The organism is Halomonas fontilapidosi, from assembly GCF_014192285.1.
In the GTDB taxonomy this organism is placed as follows: domain Bacteria; phylum Pseudomonadota; class Gammaproteobacteria; order Pseudomonadales; family Halomonadaceae; genus Halomonas; species Halomonas fontilapidosi.
Genome location: NZ_JACHXQ010000008.1, coordinates 101543 through 120017 on the forward strand (window position 1 = coordinate 101543; position 18475 = coordinate 120017).

Annotated in this window: 18 protein-coding genes; 7 read left to right on the forward strand and 11 right to left on the reverse strand. The window is 64.8% G+C overall.

The window, feature by feature from the left end; all coding sequences use genetic code 11:
• The first annotated feature begins 86 nt into the window (after positions 1–86).
• From FHR95_RS12345 to FHR95_RS12355, 3 genes are read left to right on the forward strand one after another with little or no spacing between them, the layout of a single operon-like run.
• The gene (locus FHR95_RS12345) at positions 87–299 is read left to right on the forward strand and encodes a hypothetical protein (protein ID WP_040184020.1); all 213 of its coding nucleotides are present in this window, start codon (positions 87–89) and stop codon (positions 297–299) included.
• Complete coding sequence (locus FHR95_RS12350; RefSeq protein WP_183314604.1) at positions 292–1752, forward strand: sodium:solute symporter family protein; 1461 nt, start codon at positions 292–294, stop codon at positions 1750–1752. The genes FHR95_RS12345 and FHR95_RS12350 overlap by 8 nt, the downstream gene beginning before the upstream one ends.
• Before the next feature lie 16 nt (positions 1753–1768).
• A complete protein-coding gene (locus tag FHR95_RS12355; RefSeq protein ID WP_183314605.1) occupies positions 1769–3067 on the forward strand; it encodes an amidohydrolase in 1299 nt (432 codons plus the stop codon).
• Between the two features lie 18 nt (positions 3068–3085).
• Here FHR95_RS12355 and FHR95_RS12360 read toward each other — a convergent pair whose 3' ends face one another.
• Positions 3086–4057 carry a LysR family transcriptional regulator gene (locus tag FHR95_RS12360; protein ID WP_183314606.1) on the reverse strand — a complete coding sequence of 324 codons (972 nt, stop codon included), beginning with the start codon at positions 4055–4057 and terminating at the stop codon, positions 3086–3088.
• Between the two features lie 166 nt (positions 4058–4223).
• Between FHR95_RS12360 and FHR95_RS12365 the strand changes: the two genes are divergently transcribed.
• Positions 4224–4715 carry a DoxX family protein gene (locus FHR95_RS12365; protein ID WP_040184016.1) on the forward strand — a complete coding sequence of 164 codons (492 nt, stop codon included), beginning with the start codon at positions 4224–4226 and terminating at the stop codon, positions 4713–4715.
• Between the two features lie 120 nt (positions 4716–4835).
• Positions 4836–5654, forward strand: a complete 819-nt coding sequence (locus FHR95_RS12370) for a DODA-type extradiol aromatic ring-opening family dioxygenase (RefSeq protein ID WP_183314607.1) — start codon at positions 4836–4838, stop codon at positions 5652–5654.
• Here FHR95_RS12370 and FHR95_RS12375 read toward each other — a convergent pair.
• The 3 genes from FHR95_RS12375 to pcaF form a co-directional block, all read right to left on the reverse strand.
• Complete coding sequence (locus FHR95_RS12375; RefSeq protein ID WP_183314608.1) at positions 5651–6469, reverse strand: alpha/beta fold hydrolase; 819 nt, start codon at positions 6467–6469, stop codon at positions 5651–5653. The two genes, FHR95_RS12370 and FHR95_RS12375, sit on opposite strands and share 4 nt — an antisense overlap.
• Positions 6470–6572: 103 nt before the next feature.
• Positions 6573–7403 carry a 3-oxoadipate:acetyl-CoA acetyltransferase gene (locus tag FHR95_RS12380; RefSeq protein ID WP_183314609.1) on the reverse strand — a complete coding sequence of 277 codons (831 nt, stop codon included), beginning with the start codon at positions 7401–7403 and terminating at the stop codon, positions 6573–6575.
• A gap of 72 nt (positions 7404–7475) precedes the next feature.
• Positions 7476–8678 (reverse strand): 3-oxoadipyl-CoA thiolase, encoded by a 1203-nt coding sequence (gene pcaF / locus FHR95_RS12385; RefSeq protein WP_183314610.1) that lies wholly within the window; start codon positions 8676–8678, stop codon positions 7476–7478.
• 242 nt (positions 8679–8920) lie between these two features.
• On the opposite strand from pcaF, the gene FHR95_RS12390 reads away from it, so the two are divergent.
• Positions 8921–9700 (forward strand): IclR family transcriptional regulator domain-containing protein, encoded by a 780-nt coding sequence (locus FHR95_RS12390; protein WP_183314611.1) that lies wholly within the window; start codon positions 8921–8923, stop codon positions 9698–9700.
• Between the two features lie 369 nt (positions 9701–10069).
• Complete coding sequence (locus FHR95_RS12395; protein ID WP_183314612.1) at positions 10070–10873, forward strand: SDR family NAD(P)-dependent oxidoreductase; 804 nt, start codon at positions 10070–10072, stop codon at positions 10871–10873.
• A 25-nt stretch (positions 10874–10898) separates the two neighbouring features.
• Here the strand turns inward: FHR95_RS12395 and FHR95_RS12400 are convergent, their stop codons facing one another.
• The 7 genes from FHR95_RS12400 to FHR95_RS12430 form a co-directional block, all read right to left on the reverse strand.
• Complete coding sequence (locus FHR95_RS12400; protein WP_183314613.1) at positions 10899–12671, reverse strand: ABC transporter substrate-binding protein; 1773 nt, start codon at positions 12669–12671, stop codon at positions 10899–10901.
• An 80-nt stretch (positions 12672–12751) separates the two neighbouring features.
• The gene (locus FHR95_RS12405; RefSeq protein WP_183314614.1) at positions 12752–13489 is read right to left on the reverse strand and encodes a sulfite exporter TauE/SafE family protein; all 738 of its coding nucleotides are present in this window, start codon (positions 13487–13489) and stop codon (positions 12752–12754) included.
• Between the two features lie 122 nt (positions 13490–13611).
• Positions 13612–14202: a malonic semialdehyde reductase gene (locus FHR95_RS12410; protein WP_040184005.1), complete on the reverse strand. Its 591-nt coding sequence runs from the start codon at positions 14200–14202 to the stop codon at positions 13612–13614.
• A 45-nt stretch (positions 14203–14247) separates the two neighbouring features.
• Positions 14248–15108, reverse strand: a complete 861-nt coding sequence (locus FHR95_RS12415) for an intradiol ring-cleavage dioxygenase (protein ID WP_183314615.1) — start codon at positions 15106–15108, stop codon at positions 14248–14250.
• Positions 15109–15112: 4 nt separating this feature from the next.
• Positions 15113–16015, reverse strand: coding sequence for an NAD(P)-dependent oxidoreductase (locus tag FHR95_RS12420; RefSeq protein ID WP_183314616.1), 903 nt, complete (start codon positions 16013–16015; stop codon positions 15113–15115).
• On the reverse strand, positions 16012–17379 hold the full coding sequence (locus FHR95_RS12425; protein ID WP_183314617.1) for an amidohydrolase family protein: 1368 nt from the start codon (positions 17377–17379) through the stop codon (positions 16012–16014). The genes FHR95_RS12420 and FHR95_RS12425 overlap by 4 nt, the downstream gene beginning before the upstream one ends.
• Complete coding sequence (locus FHR95_RS12430) at positions 17376–18455, reverse strand: maleylacetate reductase (RefSeq protein ID WP_040184000.1); 1080 nt, start codon at positions 18453–18455, stop codon at positions 17376–17378. Before FHR95_RS12430 ends, FHR95_RS12425 begins: the two co-directional genes overlap by 4 nt.
• Positions 18456–18475 lie beyond the last annotated feature (20 nt).

Consider the following 18475-nt stretch of genomic DNA (forward strand, 5'->3'; position numbering starts at 1 on the left):
ACCTATATTTTTTCTATCGAGAAAGGCGTTCCATAGTCTAGGGACAACCCACAACAAGACTCGCCACGGCGAGCTGGACTCTCCCCATGAACAAGACCTATCACCTGCTGACGGGGTTGCACTTTGCGGTATGCACCCTGGCCATGATCTGGCCCGGCGCCCTGATCGCCAACCGTATCGAGCCCATCGTGCTGGGCCTGCCCTTCCTGTTCTTCTGGTACACCCTGTGGATGCTGGTGCTCTTCGCCGGCATGTGGATCGCCTTCGTCGTTCGTCACGGAGGTGGCCGCCATGAGTGATTCCGTGATCATCATCGGCATTACGCTCGTCTACCTGATCATGGTGCTGGTGGTGGGCCTACGCGCCCGCGGCCAGTCGAGCTCCAGCCTGGAAGGGTATGTCGCCGGCGGCCGCCACGTGGGCGTGGTGATCCTGTTCTTCATCCTGGGCGCCGAAATCTTCTCCGCCTTCGCCTTCCTCGGCACGCCGGGCTGGGCCTACAAGCACGGCGCGCCGGCCTTCTATATCCTCGCCTACCTGTCGCTGGTGCCGATCACCATCTGGGCGTTGGGCCCGCGGGTGGCCAAGCTGGGCCGCGAGCGGGGCTACCTGACCCAGGGCGACATGATCGCCGATCACTATCGCAGCAAGCCGCTCGGCATGCTGGCCGGCATCATCGGCGTGGTCGCCCTGGTGCCCTACCTGACCATCCAGATCGCCGGCGCCGGCCTGCTGTTCCAGGCCGCGACCGATGGCATGGTGCCCTTCTGGCTGGGTGGGCTGCTCGCCTTCGTGGTGGTGGCCGCCTACGTGTTCTGCAGCGGCCTGAGCGGGATCGGCTGGACCAACCTGGTACAGGGCGTGATGATGATCGCCATCGCCTGGTTCCTGGGACTGGCCATCTCCGAGCGCCTCTACGGCGGCGTGGGGGAGATGTTCACCCAGCTCCAGCAGCAGGCACCGGAGTACCTGACCATGCCCGGGGCCACCGGCATGGGCTGGGGCTACTTCAGCACCGCCGTGCTGGTCAGTGCGTTCGGCGGCGCCATGTGGCCGCACCTGTTCATGAAGTTCTACTCGGCGGACAGCGGCAAGACCCTGCGCAAGGTCAGCGTCTTCTACCCCCTCTACGCCTACCTGCTGGTGCCGCTGCTGTTCATCGGCTTCGCCGGCATCCTGGCCTTCGCCGATACGCCGCTGGAGCGCGCCGACACCGTGCTGCTGAATATGGTGATGGAGGTGGCCAACTTCTCGCCTTGGGTCATCGGCCTGATGCTCTCCGGCGCCCTGGCAGCCGCCATGTCCACCGGGGCCAACCTCGCCCACACCGCCGCCATCGTACTGGTGCGTGACGTGATGGGCCCCACCGTGATGAAGGGTGCCAGCGAGACGACCACGGTCAGCGTGACACGCTGGAGCGTGCTGGGGCTGTCGCTGGCGGCCTACCTGATCGCGCTGCTCAACCCCGGCTCGCTGGTCATGATCCTGCTCACCGCCTACGGCGTGATCATCCAGCTGTTCCCGATGGTGATCGGCGCGCTGTTCCTGCCACGGCTGCGCCGCGCCAGTGTGATGTCGGGTGCGCTGATCGGCAGCCTGGCCTTCCTGATGATGGAGTTCGTCTGGAGCTCGCCGCTGGGTTGGCACGCCGGGGTCTGGGCCATGCTGCTCAACGTGGCGGCGGTCGCCGTCTGGCAGCGCTTCAGTTACGCCACCCAGGCCCACCAGCCCCAGATCCGCAACAGCCACTAAGCCCCGGGAGACCACAATGACGACGCAAACCAATATGCCGGATCTCAAGGGCGCCATTGGCGCCCAGGTGGAGGCGACCCTCGAGGAGGTTCAGGCGCTGTACCGCCAGATTCACCAACATCCCGAGCTGCCCTTCCAGGAGCATGAGACCAGCGCCCGCCTGGCCGAGGCCCTGGAAGCGCTGGGCTACGAGGTGACCCGCGGCGTGGGCGGCACCGGCGTGGTGGCCCTGCTCGAGAACGGCGACGGCCCCACGGTGATGCTGCGCGGCGACATGGATGCCCTACCCATCAAGGAGGACACAGGGCTTGAGTTTGCCAGCACCCGCACGGCTGAGACCGAGAGCGGCACCGTGCCGCTGATGCATGCCTGCGGCCATGACCTGCACAGCAGCTGCGTGGTGGGGGCCGCCGCGGTGATGGCCGGACTTCGGGAACACTGGTCCGGCACCCTGATGCTGATCTGCCAGCCCGCCGAGGAGATCTTCGGCGGCGCCAGGGCCATGCTCGATGACGGCCTCTACACCCGCTTCGCCCGGCCCGATGTCATCCTTGGCCAGCACAACATGCCGGCGCTGGCCGGCACCGTCGGCCATCGCCCCGGCAGTGCCATGGCCGCCTGTACCAACCTGGCCGTAACGATCCACGGCGCCGGCGGCCACGGTTCCATGCCGGCGCAGACGGTCGACCCGGTGGTGATCGCCGCCCATGTGGTCACCCGCCTGCAGACCATCGTCTCCCGCGAGGTGCCGCCGGAGGAGACCGTGGTGGTGACCGTCGGCAAGCTGCACGCCGGCACCCAGGCCAACATCATCCCCCACTCGGCCGAGCTCGAGATCAATATCCGCAGCTTCGACAACGCCCTGCACCGCCAGGTGGTGGAAGGTATCGAGCGCATCATTCGCGCCGAGTGCGAGGCCGGCCGCTCCCCGACGCCGCCGGAATTCCGCGTGCTCAACGAGACCCTCGCCCTGCACAACGACCCGGCGACGGTCGAGCGGGTGCGCCGGGCCCACGCCAAGCACTTCGGCGAGGCCAACCTCTACGCCATGCCGCGCCTCAACGGCAGCGAGGACTTCCCGTTCTTCGGCAGCGCCGAGGCCGGCGGCTTCGGCGGCGAGGACATCCCCTATGTCTACTGGTTTATCGGCGCGACGCCAGAATCACGCTGGGTGGAGACGCCGGGGACGAGCGTGGCGGAGAAGATGCGCCACCTGGAGATGCCCCACTCGCCCTACTACTTTCCGGGCAATGCGGTCACGCTGCGCACCGGCATCGAGGCCATGGCCGCCGGGGCCCTCGCCTACCTGAGGTGAGAAATGCACATATAGCCGTCATCCGGGATCCTGCCTTTCGTCAAACCTGTCCCAGAAAGGCGGATCGCCGAAATAGCCCTCCAAGAAGTCGACAAAGCAGCGTACCTTGCTCGCCAGCAGCTGTCGGTGGGCGTACACCGCATAGAGTGACATCGGCTCGGGCTCATGCTCCGGCAGGATGATCCGCAGTTTTCCCGCCTTGATCGCGGCGCTCGAGATGAAAGTAGGCTGCAAGACGATGCCGGCACCGGCGATGGCGGCTTCGACCAATACATCGCCGTTGTTGCTGACTAAGTCGCTGCTGACTAAGTCGTTGCTGACTAAGTCGCTGCTGACCATATTGCCATGGTGGTGTTGGCCACGCCCTGGCAACCAGCGGAAGACCGACTCGCCGGATTCCTGCTCCATGTAGCTGTAGCGCAAATAACGATGCGACTCGAGGTCTTCGGGGCGTTGAGGTGTGCCGTACCGCTGGAGGTACGCTGGCGAGGCGCACAACACCAGGCGTACTGGTGCGATTCGCTTGGCGATCAGCGAGGAACTCTTCAGGTGACCGATGCGCAGCGCGATATCGAAGCCTTCTTCGACGATGTCGACCTTGCGGTCATTCAGCTGCAGGTCGATGCCGACGGCAGGATGAGCGCGCTGAAAGTCACTCAGCAGCGGGGCCAGATGACGAATGGCGAAGGAGACCGGCGCGCTGATCCGCAGCCGGCCCCGAGCCTGGGTCTGCAGATTACCCAGTTGGCTCTCCATGTCATCGATCTCGGCTAGCACCTGCTGGGCGCGTTGATGATAGGTGGCTCCCGCCTCGGTCAGGTGAATCCGGCGCGTGGTGCGGTTGAGCAGGCGCACCCCCAAGTGTTGTTCGAGCTGCGACACGTATTTACTGACCAACTGCGGCGATATATCCAGTCGCCCGGCAGCACGGGTAAAGCTGCCTTCGGCCACGACGGTGACGAAGGCGCGCATAGCATCGAGTCGGTCCATCGGTAGCTCCGGGGGTGGGTTCATTTAATTATCAATGAAATATTGATAATCACGCAACGGAAACGCCGTTATTCCTTCTCTTTGGTGGTAGTAAGGTGTCTCCATCACCTGACGGCCATTCAGCGCCTCAGGGACAACCCCGATGACATGACACGAGGTAAACGCCATGAAGACTCAATTTGTAAAAGCACTGTTCGGCACCAACGCTGGCCTTGCGGCACTGGCCCTGCGGGTGCCGGTGGGACTGATCCTGGCCGCCCACGGCGCACAGAAACTATTTGGCTGGTTCGGTGGCTACGGCCTGGAGGGGACCGGGCAGTGGCTGGCGAGCATCGGCCTGGCGCCAGGCACCCTGATGGCCTTGCTGGCCGGTAGCGCCGAGTTCTTCGGCGGGCTGGCACTGGTACTTGGCCTGCTGACCCGTCCCGCAGCGCTGGTATCGGCCTTCACCATGCTGGTGGCCATTTTCGCCGTGCATATCGGCAATGGCCTGTTCATGTCCAACAACGGCTACGAGTTCGCCCTTGCTCTGCTGGCCGCCACCGTCGCCCTGACGATTCAAGGCGCCGGCCGCTTTTCACTGGATACCCTGCTGTTGGCACGCTTCGCGGCTGGCCGGACCGCACAGGGCGCTGTCACCGAAAGCGCGTCAGCCTGATACTGACGCGGCCATCATCGACTCGCGGGCACCCCGCTTAGCCGGATCGATTCATGGAATCCTGACGGCATCGGCCGTCAGGATCCGACGAGATCTGGCGTGACCCCAGGAGCGACAACAATGACCACCCCCACCGATATACTCTTCATCTCCCATGGCGGCGGCCCGATGCCGCTGCTGGGGGACCCGGGCCACCGTGAGATGGTGGAAAGGCTCAAGGAGATTGCGGACCGACTGCGCAAGCCCTCCGCCATCCTGGTCATCAGCGCCCACTGGGAGGAAGCGGTAGCGACGCTCACCTCGGGTGCCAACCCACCGCTGATCTACGATTACCATGGCTTTCCGCCCGAGTCCTACGAGATCACGTATCCCTGCCCAGGTGAGCCGGCGCTGGCGAGGCAGATCCACCAGGCACTGGAGCAGGCCGGCATCTCAGCACGGCTCGATGATCGGCGGGGCTTCGATCACGGTACCTTCGTACCGCTTAAGCTAATGTACCCGAAGGCAGATATACCGTGCGTGCAGCTGTCACTGATAAACAGTCTGGATGCTGCAGCGCACCTGGCTATCGGCAGGGCGCTGCAGGCGCTGGACGTCGACGACCTGCTGGTCATCGGGTCCGGATTCTCCTTCCACAACATGCAGGCGTTCTTTGCCCCCAACACCCCGGAGACCCAGGCCCGTAACCAGGCATTCGAGGACTGGCTGGAGGAGACCTGTTGCGACGCACAGATCGATGAAGCGGAACGTGCCGAACGGCTTCGACACTGGGATCGAGCCCCCTATGCCCGCTTCTGCCATCCTCGCGAGGAGCATCTACTCCCGCTGCATGTCTGCTACGGCATGGCGGGAAAGCCCAGTGATCGCCATATTTCCGCAACGATTCTGGGAAAAGCATCCGGGATGTTCTACTGGCGGGTCTCGAGGCAGGCGGCCTAGTCGACGCCGTTAGTGCCCACGTCGCTCAGGTCCACCGCCATCACCGCCAGCAGCTTCTCGGCGAAAAGGTCCGGCACCTCCACGGAAGGCACGTGGCCGACGCCCTCGAGAATCTCGAGCGGCGCGCCGTCGCACTCGCCCGCCAGGGCCTCCAGGGTCGCCGGCGGGGTCGCCATGTCCTCGCTGCCGCCGAACAGCTGGACCTTCACGTCCTTCCCGGACAGCTTGCCGGTGAAGACGTCGCGCCCCAGCATCTCGCACAGCAGCGCATAGGATTCGTCGTCGCCGCGGCCCATCTGGATGCACCAGCCGTTCTTGAGGGCCGGCTCGGCCTCGAAGCAGGCGGGGGCGAACCAGCGTGGCACGATCTCCTCGGACATCGCCGCCAGGCCCTCCTGACGCACGCGGCCGGCACGGGTCGTCCACAGTTCGGCGTTGCCGATCACCGCCCCGGTGTTGGTCAGGGTGGCGGAGAGCAGCCGCTCACCATGCTCGGCGACCAGCTGCTGCCCCACCACACCGCCGATGGAGGTGCCGGCGAAGTGGAAGCGGCCGGCCCCGGCGTGGTCGGCCAGCGCCAGGGCCTCGGCGGCCAGGTCGGCCGGGATGATCGGCCCCTCGCCCCAGGCCTGGCTGGCGCCGTGGCCGGGCAGGTCCCAGGTCAGCACCCGGTAACGCGGCAGCAACCCCGGCAGGACGTCGTCCCACACCGCCTGGCTCATGCCCAGCGGGTGGGCCAGCACCACCAGGGGGTTGGCCTCGGCACCGAGCAGGCGATAGGCCACGCTGCGGCCGTTGATGTTCAGAAATGCCATGGAAGTCTCTCCTGACGCCGTACGTCAAAATGCAATGTTGTCCCCCCCGACGGCGGTCTGGACCGCCCGTCAGTGGCCCCGCAATGGACGCGATGGCGAGTCGTTACACCGCCTCGAGCCCCAGGATCTGGCGAGCCTGTTGCCAGGTCGCCACCGGGCGCTCGTACTTCTCGCAAAGCGCTGCCACCCGCTCGACCAGGGCGGCATTCGAGGGGGCCAGGCTCTCCTTGTCCCAGCGGACGTTGTCCTCGAGGCCGGTGCGCGTGTGGCCTCCTGCGGCGATCGACCACTCGTTGAGCTTGAGCTGGTTGGCGCCGACACCGGCCCCGCACCACTGGGAACCCGGCGCCAGGCGTTCGAGGGTCTCGATGTAGAAGTCGAAGGTCGGCTTATCGGCCGGCATGGCGTTCTTCACGCCCATCACGAACTGGACGTAGAGCGGCGCCTTGATCTTGCCCTGCTTCATCAGGTTCACCGCCTGATGGATATGCGACAGGTCGAAGGCCTCGATCTCGGGCTTGATGTCATGGGCCAGCATCTCGGAGGCGAGCCAGTCCACCAGGTCGGGGGAGTTCTCGTAGACCCGCGTGGGGAAGTTGTTGGAGCCCACCGACAGGCTGGCCATGTCGGGCTTCAGCGGTAGCATGCCGCCGCGCTCACGCTCGGCACCTGAGCGGCCGCCGGTGGAGAGCTGGACGATCATCCCCGGACAGTGCTTGCGCAGTCCCTCGAGCAGGCGGGCGAACTTCTCGGGATCCGAGGTCGGGGTCTGGTCGTCGTTGCGGACATGGCAGTGCGCAATGGTCGCCCCAGCCTCGAAGGCCGCTTGGGTGCTCTCGATCTGCTCCTCGATGGTGATCGGAACTGCCGGGTTGTTCTCTTTGCGTGGCAGGCTGCCGGTGATGGCAACACAGATAATGCAGGGATTTGACATGGGAACCTCGCGTTATGCCCAGGGGCTGTTGTGGAGGGGTTGAAGGAATCTCAAGGTCGGTGCCGCAGGCGCCTAGGCCCGCTCGATCAGGGTGGCAATGCCCTGCCCCACGCCCACGCACATGGTGCACAGGGCGTAGCGCTTGCCGCTCTTGTGCAGCTCATGGGCGGCGGTCAGCAGCAGGCGTGCGCCGGACATGCCCAGCGGGTGGCCCAGGGCAATGGCGCCGCCGTTGGGGTTGACCCGCGGGTCGTCATCCTCGAGGCCGAGGTCGCGCATGCAGGCGAGCGCCTGGGCAGCGAAGGCCTCGTTGAGCTCGATGACGTCGATCTCGTCGAGCGACACGCCGGTACGCGCGAGCAGCTTGTTCACTGCCGGCACCGGGCCAACCCCCATGATGCGCGGCTCGACCCCGGCGGTGGCCATGCCGAGGATCTTCGCCATGGGTGTCAGGCCGTGCTGCTCCACCGCGGCGGCGCTTGCCACCAGCATGGCGGCGGCGCCGTCGTTGACCCCCGAAGCATTGCCGGCAGTGACGCTGCCGCCCTCGCGGAACGGGGTGGGCAGGCCGGCGAGCTTCTCGAGGGTGGTCTCGCGCAGGTGCTCGTCCTGGTTGAAGATCAACGGCGCCTGCTTGCGGCGCGGGATCTCGATGGCGGTGATCTCCTCGGCAAAGCGGCCGGCCTGCTGGGCGGCGGCGGCCTTCTGCTGGGAGCGCAGGGCGAAGGCGTCCTGGTCCTCGCGGGAGATCGAGAACTGCTCGGCCACGTTCTCGGCGCTCTCGGGCATGGACTCGACGCCGTAGGCCTGCTTCATCAGCGGGTTGATGAAGCGCCAGCCGATGGTGGTGTCCTCGATCTTCTGGCCGCGTGAGAAGGCGCTGTCGGCCTTGCCCATCACGTAGGGCGCACGGGACATGGACTCCAAGCCGCCGGCCAGGGCCAGTTCCATCTCGCCGGCCTTGATGGCACGGAAGGCGGTGCCCACCGCGTCCATCCCGGAGCCGCACAGGCGGTTCAGCGTGGTGCCGGGCACAGAGGTCGGCAGGCCGGCGAGCAGCAGCGACATGCGCGCCACGCTGCGGTTGTCCTCGCCGGCCTGATTGGCGCAGCCCATGAAGACATCGTCGATGGCCGCCGGATCGAGCCCCGGGGCATCATTCAGCACCGCCTGGAAGATGGTGGCCGCCAGATCGTCGGGCCTGACGCTGGCCAGCGAGCCGCCGAAGCGGCCCACGGCACTGCGCCGCGGATGACAGAGGAATATATCGCTCATGGAGGTTCTCCTGTTCGTCGCCGGCTTGCTGGCGTTCGGGAGGCCACCGACCGGAACCTGGCTGGCCCGCAAAATGTTCGCTATGTGAACACAGGTTTGCATTACGAACAAAGTACGCTCATCGCGGCCGAGCGTCAATTCCTTTAGAGCCGGTCGCACAAGTGTTCGCATCTCGAACATCATGGTAGATTGAGGCACCTTGACCCGACCACTCCACAGGACCATTAGCGGATGACGTGCCCATGCAAGACGAGACCCTGACACCGGATGACCGCGACTTCGTCACGGCCCTAGCCAGCGGACTTGAAGTCATCCTGGCCTTCGACGAGACCCACCCACGCATGACGCTCAGCGAGGTGGCGTCGCGCACCGGCATGAACCGTGCCCGGGCGCGACGCTTCCTGCTGACCCTCCATGCGCTAGGCTATGTGCGTAAGCAGCAGCGCCACTTCGAGCTGGCCCCCAAGGTGCTGAATCTCGGCTATGCGTTCCTCTCGGCCAACAACTACCGCAGCGTGATCCAGCAGATTCTCGAGGACATCACCACCGCGTGTGGCGAGTCCTCGTCGCTGGGCGTGCTGGATGGCGACGAGGTCACCTATGTGGCGCGCTCCTCGTCGCGCCATCGGCTGATGGCCATCACCCTCTCGGTGGGCACGCGCCTGCCCGCGGCCCACACCTCCATGGGGCGGGTGCTGCTGGCCCAGCTGCCGGATGCCGAGCTCGACGCCTTCCTGGCGCGGGTGGTCCTCGAGCCGCACACCGACAAGACCATCACCGACAAGGCCGAGCTCAAGCGCTGCATCCTCGAGGTGCGCCAGCAGGGCTTCGCCATTGCCGACCAGGAACTCGACTCCGGATTGCGCTCAGTGGCCGTGCCGGTCTTCGATGCCAACGGCCGGCTGCTCGGTGCGATCAACATCAGCACCAATGCCGCCCGGGTCGACTTCGACACCCTGATGCGCCAGTACCTGCCGCTGCTGCAGGAGAAGGCCCGACAGATTCGCGCCAGCATCAGCTGATCCACTTGCCTCGCCAAGGACGGCGAGGTGATAGAGATATTGGCGATCACACTGCCGATCTTCCTGCTGATCGGCCAGATTCCCTTCAGGGTTGCTTGGCCGGCAGATGAAGGTCCAGCGCCCATGCCCGCCTGAAGCTGTCACAGAATCTCCCGAAAAATCCAATCTGGTCAGATTGACGATGGCGGCAACTGTCATTGGACGCCCGGCCTGCAGACAATACCGATCAACAAGGAAACACGACGCATCGCTACGCCGAGCTCGCGTGACAGGATTCCTTGTCGATCCAGGCTCCATACGCCCAGACAAGAGGCCATCAGATCCGCGGTGGAATGGAGAGACCCACAACAAGATTTCCGAGGTGACACCATGGACAAGACCCGACTCGAAGGAAAGAATTGCCTGATTACCGGTGCTGCACGTGGCATGGGGGCCGCCGTTGCCGAGCATTATGCCGAACAGGGCGCCAATGTGTGTGTGGCCGATCTCAATATCGAAGGCTGTGATGAGGTTGTGGCACGCATCAAGGAGAAAGGTGGCAATGCCATCGCCGTGAAGCTCAACGTGACCGAGCGTGACCAGATGCAGGCCGCCGTCAAGGCGACCGTCGATGCCTTCGGCAGCCTCAACGTCATGGTTAACAACGCCGGCATCAACAAGCCACTGATGTTCCTCGATATCACCGAGGACAACTGGCACCAGATCATGGACGTCAATGCCCTGGGATGCCTGATCGGCATGCAGGAAGCCGCCAAGCAGATGATTGATCAAGGAAAGGAGGGTGGCCCCTACAAGATCATCAATGTCGGTTCCATTCTGTCTCGCCAGGCCTTCGATGACGTGGTGCCCTACTCCTGCAGCAAGCACGCCGTACAGGCCATGATCAACGGTGGCGCCAAGGCGCTGGTCGATCACAACATCACCGTCAATGGCTATGGGCCCGGCGTGGTGCGCACCGAGCTGTGGGAGCAGCTCGACAAGGACCTGGTCAGCATCGGCAAATTCGAAAAGCAGGGCCAGTCCATGGATGAGCTCGCCGAAAAGATGATTCTGATGAAGCGCTATTCCTACCCCGAAGATGTGGTCGGCACCGCCTCATTCCTGGCCAGTTCGGAATCGGACTACATGACGGGCCAGCTGCTGATGATCGACGGCGGCATGATCATGCAATGACGCCGACGGCAACCCGGCGGGTGGCTCAGTAGTAGCCCCTGTCGCGCATCACCCGATCGGCCCTGTCCTGCGCCATGGACAGGGCCTTCTTGATGGAGCGCCGGCCGTCGAGCACCTCGAAGATCTCGTTCCCAGCAATACTGATCACGTCCGTGATGCCCGGCACCGGAGGGCGCGGCCAGGCTTGCAGAATGTCCTTTCTCGCCATGTCATCCACCACCTCGATCAACGGCGATAGCGCCGAGACCTCCGGGTCCTGGCTGACGCTAAAGCGCGGGGTCACCAGGCTGCCGTTGAGGATGTAGAGCTTGGACATGTTGGCCGAGGTGAGGTGACGAAGAGCCGTCCAGACGCTCTCGACCCGCTCCTCCGCGAGGTTGGCCGGAATGGCGAGGGCATAGCCGCCGATCGGCGTGATCGGGCGGCCATGGTTACCGACGGGGTGGGGAAGGTACCCGGTATTCCCCCAGGCCGGGGAGTCCTTGTTGAGCTCGAAGAGGGGCGCCAGTAGCGTGTAATTGTAGGCCATGCAGGCCTCGCCGCTCGCGTAGGACTGGGCGCGCTCGTACCAGGCCATATTGAGGATATGGGGCGGCGAATATTTCAGGATATCGAGCATGTATTCGCAGGCCCGATAGGCGGCATCCGACTGAAACATCGGCCGCAGCTCCTCCCCCACGGCCTGCTGGAAATCATAGCCGCCCTGGCGGCGGCGAAGATTGATGATCGGCTGTCCGAACTTGGCCATCAGGAAACTGAAGGTATGGCCCAGCGGCGTGCCTCGCGCGGCATTCCAGGCGATGCCGTAGCGCCCCCTGGCAGGATCATGTAATCGCCTGGCCACCTTGACCAGCTCCTCGGTCGTCGTCGGGGGCTCAAGCTGTGCCTGCTCGAAAATATCCTTTCGGTAACAGAGCAGCTCCGGGGTGGTCTGCAAGGGGATGCCGTATTGCTGTCCGGCGTAACGCGTACTCTGAACGGCAACCGGATGGAAGTCGGAAAGGTCGTAGGCATCGCGACGCATGAAGCGGTCGAGGGGTTGCAGGATTCCCTTCGAGGCCAGTTCGCCGAACCAAGGGAGGTCGCAGGCGACGAGATCGTAGCGAGACGTCGCGCGGCCGGCATTGGCCAGGATCGCCTTGAGCAGGTCGTCGATCGACCGAGCAGAGTTGTGGATCTCTAGGCCGAAGATCGATTCCAGCTGCTGCTTCAGGTTATGCATCGCCATGAAGGTTGGATCGGCATGGATCAGCCCTCGCAGGCCGCCCTTCAGTTCGAGCCGTGCCGACAGCACCGCCGGTGGTGAGATCACGTGATCCGTCGCGGCCGCATCAAGGAAGATCCGGCGACCGGTCTCGGATACCGGATCCACGCCGAACAGGGGTCCCAGAAGGCCCTTGATGCGGTGCGCATAGGTCTCCCACTCGTCGATCATCATCGGCGAGGGGTGCAACGAGACGGTCTTGCCCGATTTCGTGCGGGGGCGTGACAGGATCAGCCCGCGAGCGATGATGCTCTCGATCCCGCGCTTGGCGGTGCCGTAGGAGAGACCAGAGGCATCCGCTAGCGAGGTGGGCGTCGTCAGTCGGCCCGCCAGATGGTTGCGCATGAGATGAAGCATCATGCGCATCTCCCGGTAGCCGTGGCTCAGGGAGAGTGAATGCTCGGTCTCCTCCTCGAGCTTCTCGATGAAGTCGATGAAGCGAGAGAGCTCCGTATTGGAGAGCTTTGACCTGGGCGTCTGGGACAGCCTGTCGTAGGGCCCCTCAGGATGGCTCTCGTCGGTGAGGTCGCTCATGGCCGCCTCGGGGCAGGATGAAGGGAGTGCCACACGATAGCGCCGCCTCGTGCCTGGCGGTAAACGCTACGCCAACGCGGCTATCCCCAGCCATCAACGATCAGCCGAATGCCCAGCAGGATCAGCAGGCACAGGATGATCATGAAGAAGCGCTCACCGCTCAGCCGCTTCTGTATGACCAGCCCCAGACGCACACCCAGCCAGGCCACCGGAATCAGCAGCAGCGCAATGCTGAGGTTTGCGACATTCAGCAGGCCGAGCATGCCGTAGGGCACCAGCTTGACCAGGTTGGTGGCAGCCAGGAAGACCACGGCGGTGCCCAGGAACTGCTCCTTGGAGAGCCGGCACTGCAGCAGGTAGAAGTTGAGCGGCGGCCCGCCGGCATGGGCGATGAAGCTGGTGAAGCCGGCGATCCCGCCACTCAGTCCACCGATCCAGCCGGGCATCACGCGACCTCTGAAGGGCTTGAACAACCCCCACAGGCCAAACAGGATCGAGAATGCTCCCAGCAGCACCTTGAGCAGGTCATCATCGAAGAACCCGTATGTCAGGTAGCCGACGGCGACGCCCAGCACCGCCGGGGGGAACATCAGCCACAGCAGCGAGCCGACACGATGTCGCCACCAGGCCCGCAGGCTGAAGACATCCATGACGATCAGCAGCGGCAGCATGACGGCCACCGCAAAGGTGGGGCTGGCCTTCAGCGAGATCAGCGGCACCGCCACGACCCCGACGCCTCCGGCGAATCCCGACTTCGAGATGCCGGTGATCAACACCGCCACGATCATCAGGACAATGAACTGCCAGTCATACACCATATAACGCCTCGTGCGTTCCCGAAGAGAACAAAAAAGGACCGTGCAAACACGGCCCAAATCGGCGGAACCTGCAGTGTCCGGTTCCCGCTACGGCTGACCGAAGCGTCAGCCTTTCCGCCCTGTCAGAGGACCTGGCAGACCTCGTCGAACTCGAACCGATCCTGACGCGGGAAGAGCGCTGAGGCATCGCCGTAGCCCAGATTGCAGAGGAAGTTGCTCTTCACCTGGCCATCGGGGAAGAACTCCTCATCCACGGCGGCGTTGTTGAAGCCGGACATCGGCCCGGCACTCAGCCCCAAGGCGCGGGCGGCCAGGATGAAGTATCCCCCCTGGATGGAGCTGTTGCGGAAGGCCGTGGAGTTGATGAAGTCGGTCTTGCCCTCGAACAGCGACTTGGCATCCTTGTTGTGGGAGAACATGCGCGGCAGGTGCTGGTAGAACTCGGTGTCATAGCCCAGCACGGCCACCACCGGTGACTTCATGGTCTTCTCCTGATTACCCGGCAGCAGGGCCGGCTTGAGCCGCTCCTTGGCGTCCTGGCTCTTCAGGAACAGCACCCGAAGCGGCTGGCAGTTCATGGAGGTGGGGCCAAAGTGCATCACCTGATAGAGCTCGCGGAGCGTGTCATCGCTCACGTCCTTGTCCAGCCAGACGTTATGCGTCCGGGCAGCGGTGAACAGGGTCTCGATGGCGTTCTGATCAATGGCAGTCATACTAATATACCTCTTTTGGGACAATGGGTTAGTGCGTGAGGACTGTCAGCTTGCCTTCAAGCCGAAGTCATATTTCAAGTGGCGATAGGGCGATGACATGGAGCGGCCATCCGGTGCCTCTCCCGGCGGCATCAGCCGGAAGTCCCTGACCAGGGAGTCCTTGACGCCAAAGACGGCATCGGAATCCAGGTAGGGATCATCCTCGGCGAAGATCTGGGTCACTAGGGTTTCACAGCCGTCGGCCATCAGCATGAAATGCACGTGGGCCGGTCGATAGGGGTGGCGACCGGTCACCTCGAGCATCTTGCCGACGGGGCCGTCGGTGGGGATCGGATAGGGCGCCGGGGTCACGGTCCAGAAGGCATAGCGTCCCTGATCGTCGGTGGTGAACCGGGCCCGCAACGAGGCACTCTCGAGCTCCTTCTGGACGTCATAGAAGCCTTCGCTGTCCGATTGCCAGACGTCGACGACGACATTGGCCAGCGGTTCACCGCGCTCATCATGGACTCGCCCTTGGACGTAGAGCGGCTCACCCTCGACGTTCCAGTCGATCGACGCGCCCTGGTCCGCCTGCGGCGGATCGGCGACGTAGAAGGGACCCAGCACCGTGCTCTCCGACACCATCGGGTCCGACGTCTGATGGTTGAGGGCGTCGACCAGCATGGTCACCCCCAAGGTATCGGAGAGCAGGATGAATTCCTGGCGCTGGTCGTCGCACATCTGCCCGGTGCGCGTCAGGAAATCGATGGCCTGAGTCCATTCCTGCTCGGTGGGCTCGACCTCGCGCAGGAAGGCGTGCAGGTGGGTCACGAGGCTGTTCAGGATCGTCTTCAGTCGCTCGTCCTGACACCCGGAGAACTCTTCGATCACGGCGCCTGTGATGTTCTCTGCATTCAGGTTTCTCATCTGGTCATTCCTTCTCGAAGGCCGGCAGCCCGGCGAGGCGCTCGGTGTGATGGACGGTGGCGATGTAGTCGTCATCGCCGTGCCCCGTGCCGATCAGCGAGGTGTAGGCCTCGCGCATCTGGGCGGCGAGGGGCACCGGCACGCCGGCGCCATGGGCACAGCCGAGGATCAGGTCGAGATCCTTGGCCATCTGGGCGGCAGAGAACGTCGAGGTGAAGTCGCGCTCGCGCAGGGGCGGCACCTTGTACTGGACCATCGGCGAGCCCACCGCGCTGTCGGCGACCAGCTCGAGCATGTCGTCCCAGCCGATGTTGCCCTTGCGGGCCAGGGTCAGGGACTCGCCCAGCATCCCGGCGCTGACCGCGATCATCAGGTTAATCGCCAGCTTGGCGTAGCGCCCCTGCTCCTCCTCGCCCAGCCAGTACTGGGCCTTGGTGAAGCTCTGCATGACCGGAACCGCGTCATCCAGCGCTTCTCGAGGACCGGAGACCATGGCCGACAGGGTGCCGGCCTCGGCGGCGACCGGGTTGCCCGACACCGGACTGCGCAGGTAGGCGATGCCACGCGCCTCGGCGGCACGGGCCACCTGCGCGGAGGCCTCGATGCTCACGGTGCTGGTCTCGATCAGCGTCGAGCCGGGCGCCATGTGCGCGATCAGGTCCCCGGCCTCCAGGCAGAGCCCCAGCAGGGCCCGGTCATCGGGAATCGAGACCAGCACCAGGGAACAGCCATCGACGGCACTGGCCAGGTCTTGATGGGCGACGATACCGGCCTGCTCGGCCAGGGCCAGGCGCTCGGCGCTGAGGTCGAACCCCTGCACGGCATGTCCCGCCGCGGCGATGCGGGCCGCCATGGGCAGGCCCAGCTTGCCCAGGCCCACCCAGGCCACCTTGCGTGTGGTTGTCATTGGGCTGTCTCCTCGTGTTGTTCGCGCTTCTGCAACTCGGCGTAAATGCGATGACCGGACGCCTCCAGCTCACGCAGGCCATCGGCGACATCGGCCAGCAACCGGCCGTGGCGCTTGTGAAACTCTCCCGCCACCATGACGCTGTCGACATTGGCGAGGCTCGCCTGCATGACGACACTCGACACCGGGTCACTGACCGGCTGCATGTTCAACAGGCTGCTGTCCAGCAACACGAGATCGGCCTGTTTGCCGGGCGTGAGGCTACCGATGCGGTCCTCGAGGCCAAGGGCGCGGGCGCCGTCGAGGGTGATCCACTCCAGTGCCTCGCGGGTGCGGATGGTGGAGGTAGCGGGGATGCTGCCCTGCTCGCGACGCGAGGCGTCGTTGTCGAGTGAGCGCTGCATGCCCAGTGCCATCCGCGCCACGCAGAACATGTCACCCGAGATCACCGATTCGAGGTCTACCCCCAGCGACACAACGCCGCCATGGCGACGGACATGCCCGGTGATCGGGAAACCGTGCCCCTGGGTCATCTCGTTCTCGGGGGCAATGGAGAAGGTCACGCCCTTGGCGCAGAAACGGGATAGCTGGCCATCATCCAGGCTCTGGCCGTGCACGATGTTGATGTCCGGCCCCAGCAGTCCGCGCTCCTCGATCACGTCCCAGCCACCGGGACTCACCGCCTCGCCGCCGCCCTGGTGCATGGAGGCCACCAGGCCGAACTCCTTGGCGAGCTCGAAGTCGTGCAGGGAGACGTCGAGGGTCGAGTAGTGAGGGCCGAGGATCGCCAGGCCCAGGGTCACGCGCCCCTCACGATCCCCGAGCGGTCCGGCGAGCAGCCGCTCGACCTCACCGCGGGGATGCGGGATCTCGCTGAAGTGGGGCTGGCCCGGCTTGGGATCCGGCTTGGGGGAGCCATGGAAGAACAGCGCCCGGATGCCCGCTTCCTGCAACCCCGTCACGGCCGCATCGGTATGCGCTGGGGTGGGGTTGTTATGGCACCAGTCCCCGAGCGTGGTGGTGCCGCAGTTGAGCTGGTTGAGCGCGCCCAGGCGGGTCGCGATATGGATGTCCTCGGGGGTGAATAGCGCGGCCAGACCACGGTGCACATGGCCGAAGTACTCCAGCAGTGTCCAGTTGGCGGCAACGCCGCGCAGGGCCGTCTGCCAGGTATGCATATGGGCATTGACAAGCCCCGGGATCAGGATGCCGCCGTGACAATCGATGACCTCGGCGCCTTCGGCAGACAGGTCATGCCCCACGGCCAGGATACGGTCGTCTTCCACCAGCACCTGGCCAGAGGTCAGGTCCCCGATGGCCGGGTCCAGGGTCAGCACGGTGGCATTGGTCAGCAAGGTCTTCATGCGTCAAAGGCCTCCAGGGTCGTCGGGCGTCGGCCGGCATAGGCATCACGCAGCAAGCGATGGATGCCATCGGGCTCGATGTCGCGGGGATTCCAGTAGGGATTGGCGGTGGCGATCTCGGTAGCCCGGTCGATGTCATCTTCATTCAGGCCGATGTCCCTCAGGGCGAGAGGCGCCCCCACGGCGCGGGCCAGGTCATAAAGCCCCGCGGCGGCATCTTCCGTGCCCAGCGCCCGGGCAATGCGGCTCATCGCCTCCGGGGCGGCCTCGGCGTTGTAGGCCACGGCATGCGGCAGGACGATGGTGTGGGTCTCGGCATGGGGCAGGTCGAAGGAGCCCCCCAGGGTGTGACAGAGCTTGTGATGCAGCGACATCCCCACCGAGCCTAGGCAGGCGCCGCACAGCCAGGCGCCATAGAGGGCATCGGAGCGGGCGGTGGCGTCGGTGGGATTGCTGGCGATCGTCGGCAGGCTGCGAGCGAGTGCCGCGATGCCCTCCTCCGCCATCAGCGAGACAATCGGGTTGCGATCCTGGGCATAGAGGGCCTCCACGGCATGGGCGATGGCATTGAGACCACTGGTGCCCGACATGCCGACGGGCAGCCCGAGCGTGAGGTCGACGTCGTAGATGACTGTCTCGGGCAGCACCTCGAGGGTCCTCTGCGTCGTCTTAAGACCCTCCTTGGTCTCGCCGAGGATCGGCGTCATCTCAGAGCCGGCGTAGGTGGTGGGGATGACCAGCTGAGGCAGACCGGTGCGCAGGGCAATGGCCTTGCCGAGGCCGATGGTGGAACCGCCCCCGATGGCGACGACGCCATCGGCGCCCAGCGATGCCAGGACGCGCATCGCCTCCTCGGTGGTCTCTACCGGGGTATGCATCCTGGCCCCGGGGAAGATGTCGGCGCCTAGCTCGCCGAGCTGATCCAGGACCTGACGGGCCTGGCCTTCCTGCTCGGGCGTGGAAAGTACCAGCACCCGCTGGCAGCCCAGCGCCTGGACCTCTTCAGCCACCCGGGCCAGGGTTGCCTGGCCGAAGATGACCCGAGACGGCAGGCCATTGTAGGTGAATGGCATCATGATGTTGTCCTCCTTGGTTG

What these genes read in the sequence shown, in the direction of transcription:
- FHR95_RS12390 (WP_183314611.1), top strand. Translation starts at nt 8,921, where the DNA reads ATGCAAGACGAGACCCTGACACCGGATGACCGCGACTTCGTCACGGCC.
- FHR95_RS12430 (WP_040184000.1), bottom strand. Translation starts at nt 18,455, where the DNA reads ATGATGCCATTCACCTACAATGGCCTGCCGTCTCGGGTCATCTTCGGC.
- FHR95_RS12370 (WP_183314607.1), top strand. Translation starts at nt 4,836, where the DNA reads ATGACCACCCCCACCGATATACTCTTCATCTCCCATGGCGGCGGCCCG.
- FHR95_RS12395 (WP_183314612.1), top strand. Translation starts at nt 10,070, where the DNA reads ATGGACAAGACCCGACTCGAAGGAAAGAATTGCCTGATTACCGGTGCT.
- FHR95_RS12410 (WP_040184005.1), bottom strand. Translation starts at nt 14,202, where the DNA reads ATGACTGCCATTGATCAGAACGCCATCGAGACCCTGTTCACCGCTGCC.
- FHR95_RS12420 (WP_183314616.1), bottom strand. Translation starts at nt 16,015, where the DNA reads ATGACAACCACACGCAAGGTGGCCTGGGTGGGCCTGGGCAAGCTGGGC.
- FHR95_RS12415 (WP_183314615.1), bottom strand. Translation starts at nt 15,108, where the DNA reads ATGAGAAACCTGAATGCAGAGAACATCACAGGCGCCGTGATCGAAGAG.
- pcaF (WP_183314610.1), bottom strand. Translation starts at nt 8,678, where the DNA reads ATGAGCGATATATTCCTCTGTCATCCGCGGCGCAGTGCCGTGGGCCGC.
- FHR95_RS12360 (WP_183314606.1), bottom strand. Translation starts at nt 4,057, where the DNA reads ATGGACCGACTCGATGCTATGCGCGCCTTCGTCACCGTCGTGGCCGAA.
- FHR95_RS12380 (WP_183314609.1), bottom strand. Translation starts at nt 7,403, where the DNA reads ATGTCAAATCCCTGCATTATCTGTGTTGCCATCACCGGCAGCCTGCCA.
- FHR95_RS12405 (WP_183314614.1), bottom strand. Translation starts at nt 13,489, where the DNA reads ATGGTGTATGACTGGCAGTTCATTGTCCTGATGATCGTGGCGGTGTTG.
- FHR95_RS12345 (WP_040184020.1), top strand. Translation starts at nt 87, where the DNA reads ATGAACAAGACCTATCACCTGCTGACGGGGTTGCACTTTGCGGTATGC.
- FHR95_RS12400 (WP_183314613.1), bottom strand. Translation starts at nt 12,671, where the DNA reads ATGAGCGACCTCACCGACGAGAGCCATCCTGAGGGGCCCTACGACAGG.
- FHR95_RS12425 (WP_183314617.1), bottom strand. Translation starts at nt 17,379, where the DNA reads ATGAAGACCTTGCTGACCAATGCCACCGTGCTGACCCTGGACCCGGCC.
- FHR95_RS12355 (WP_183314605.1), top strand. Translation starts at nt 1,769, where the DNA reads ATGACGACGCAAACCAATATGCCGGATCTCAAGGGCGCCATTGGCGCC.
- FHR95_RS12365 (WP_040184016.1), top strand. Translation starts at nt 4,224, where the DNA reads ATGAAGACTCAATTTGTAAAAGCACTGTTCGGCACCAACGCTGGCCTT.
- FHR95_RS12375 (WP_183314608.1), bottom strand. Translation starts at nt 6,469, where the DNA reads ATGGCATTTCTGAACATCAACGGCCGCAGCGTGGCCTATCGCCTGCTC.
- FHR95_RS12350 (WP_183314604.1), top strand. Translation starts at nt 292, where the DNA reads ATGAGTGATTCCGTGATCATCATCGGCATTACGCTCGTCTACCTGATC.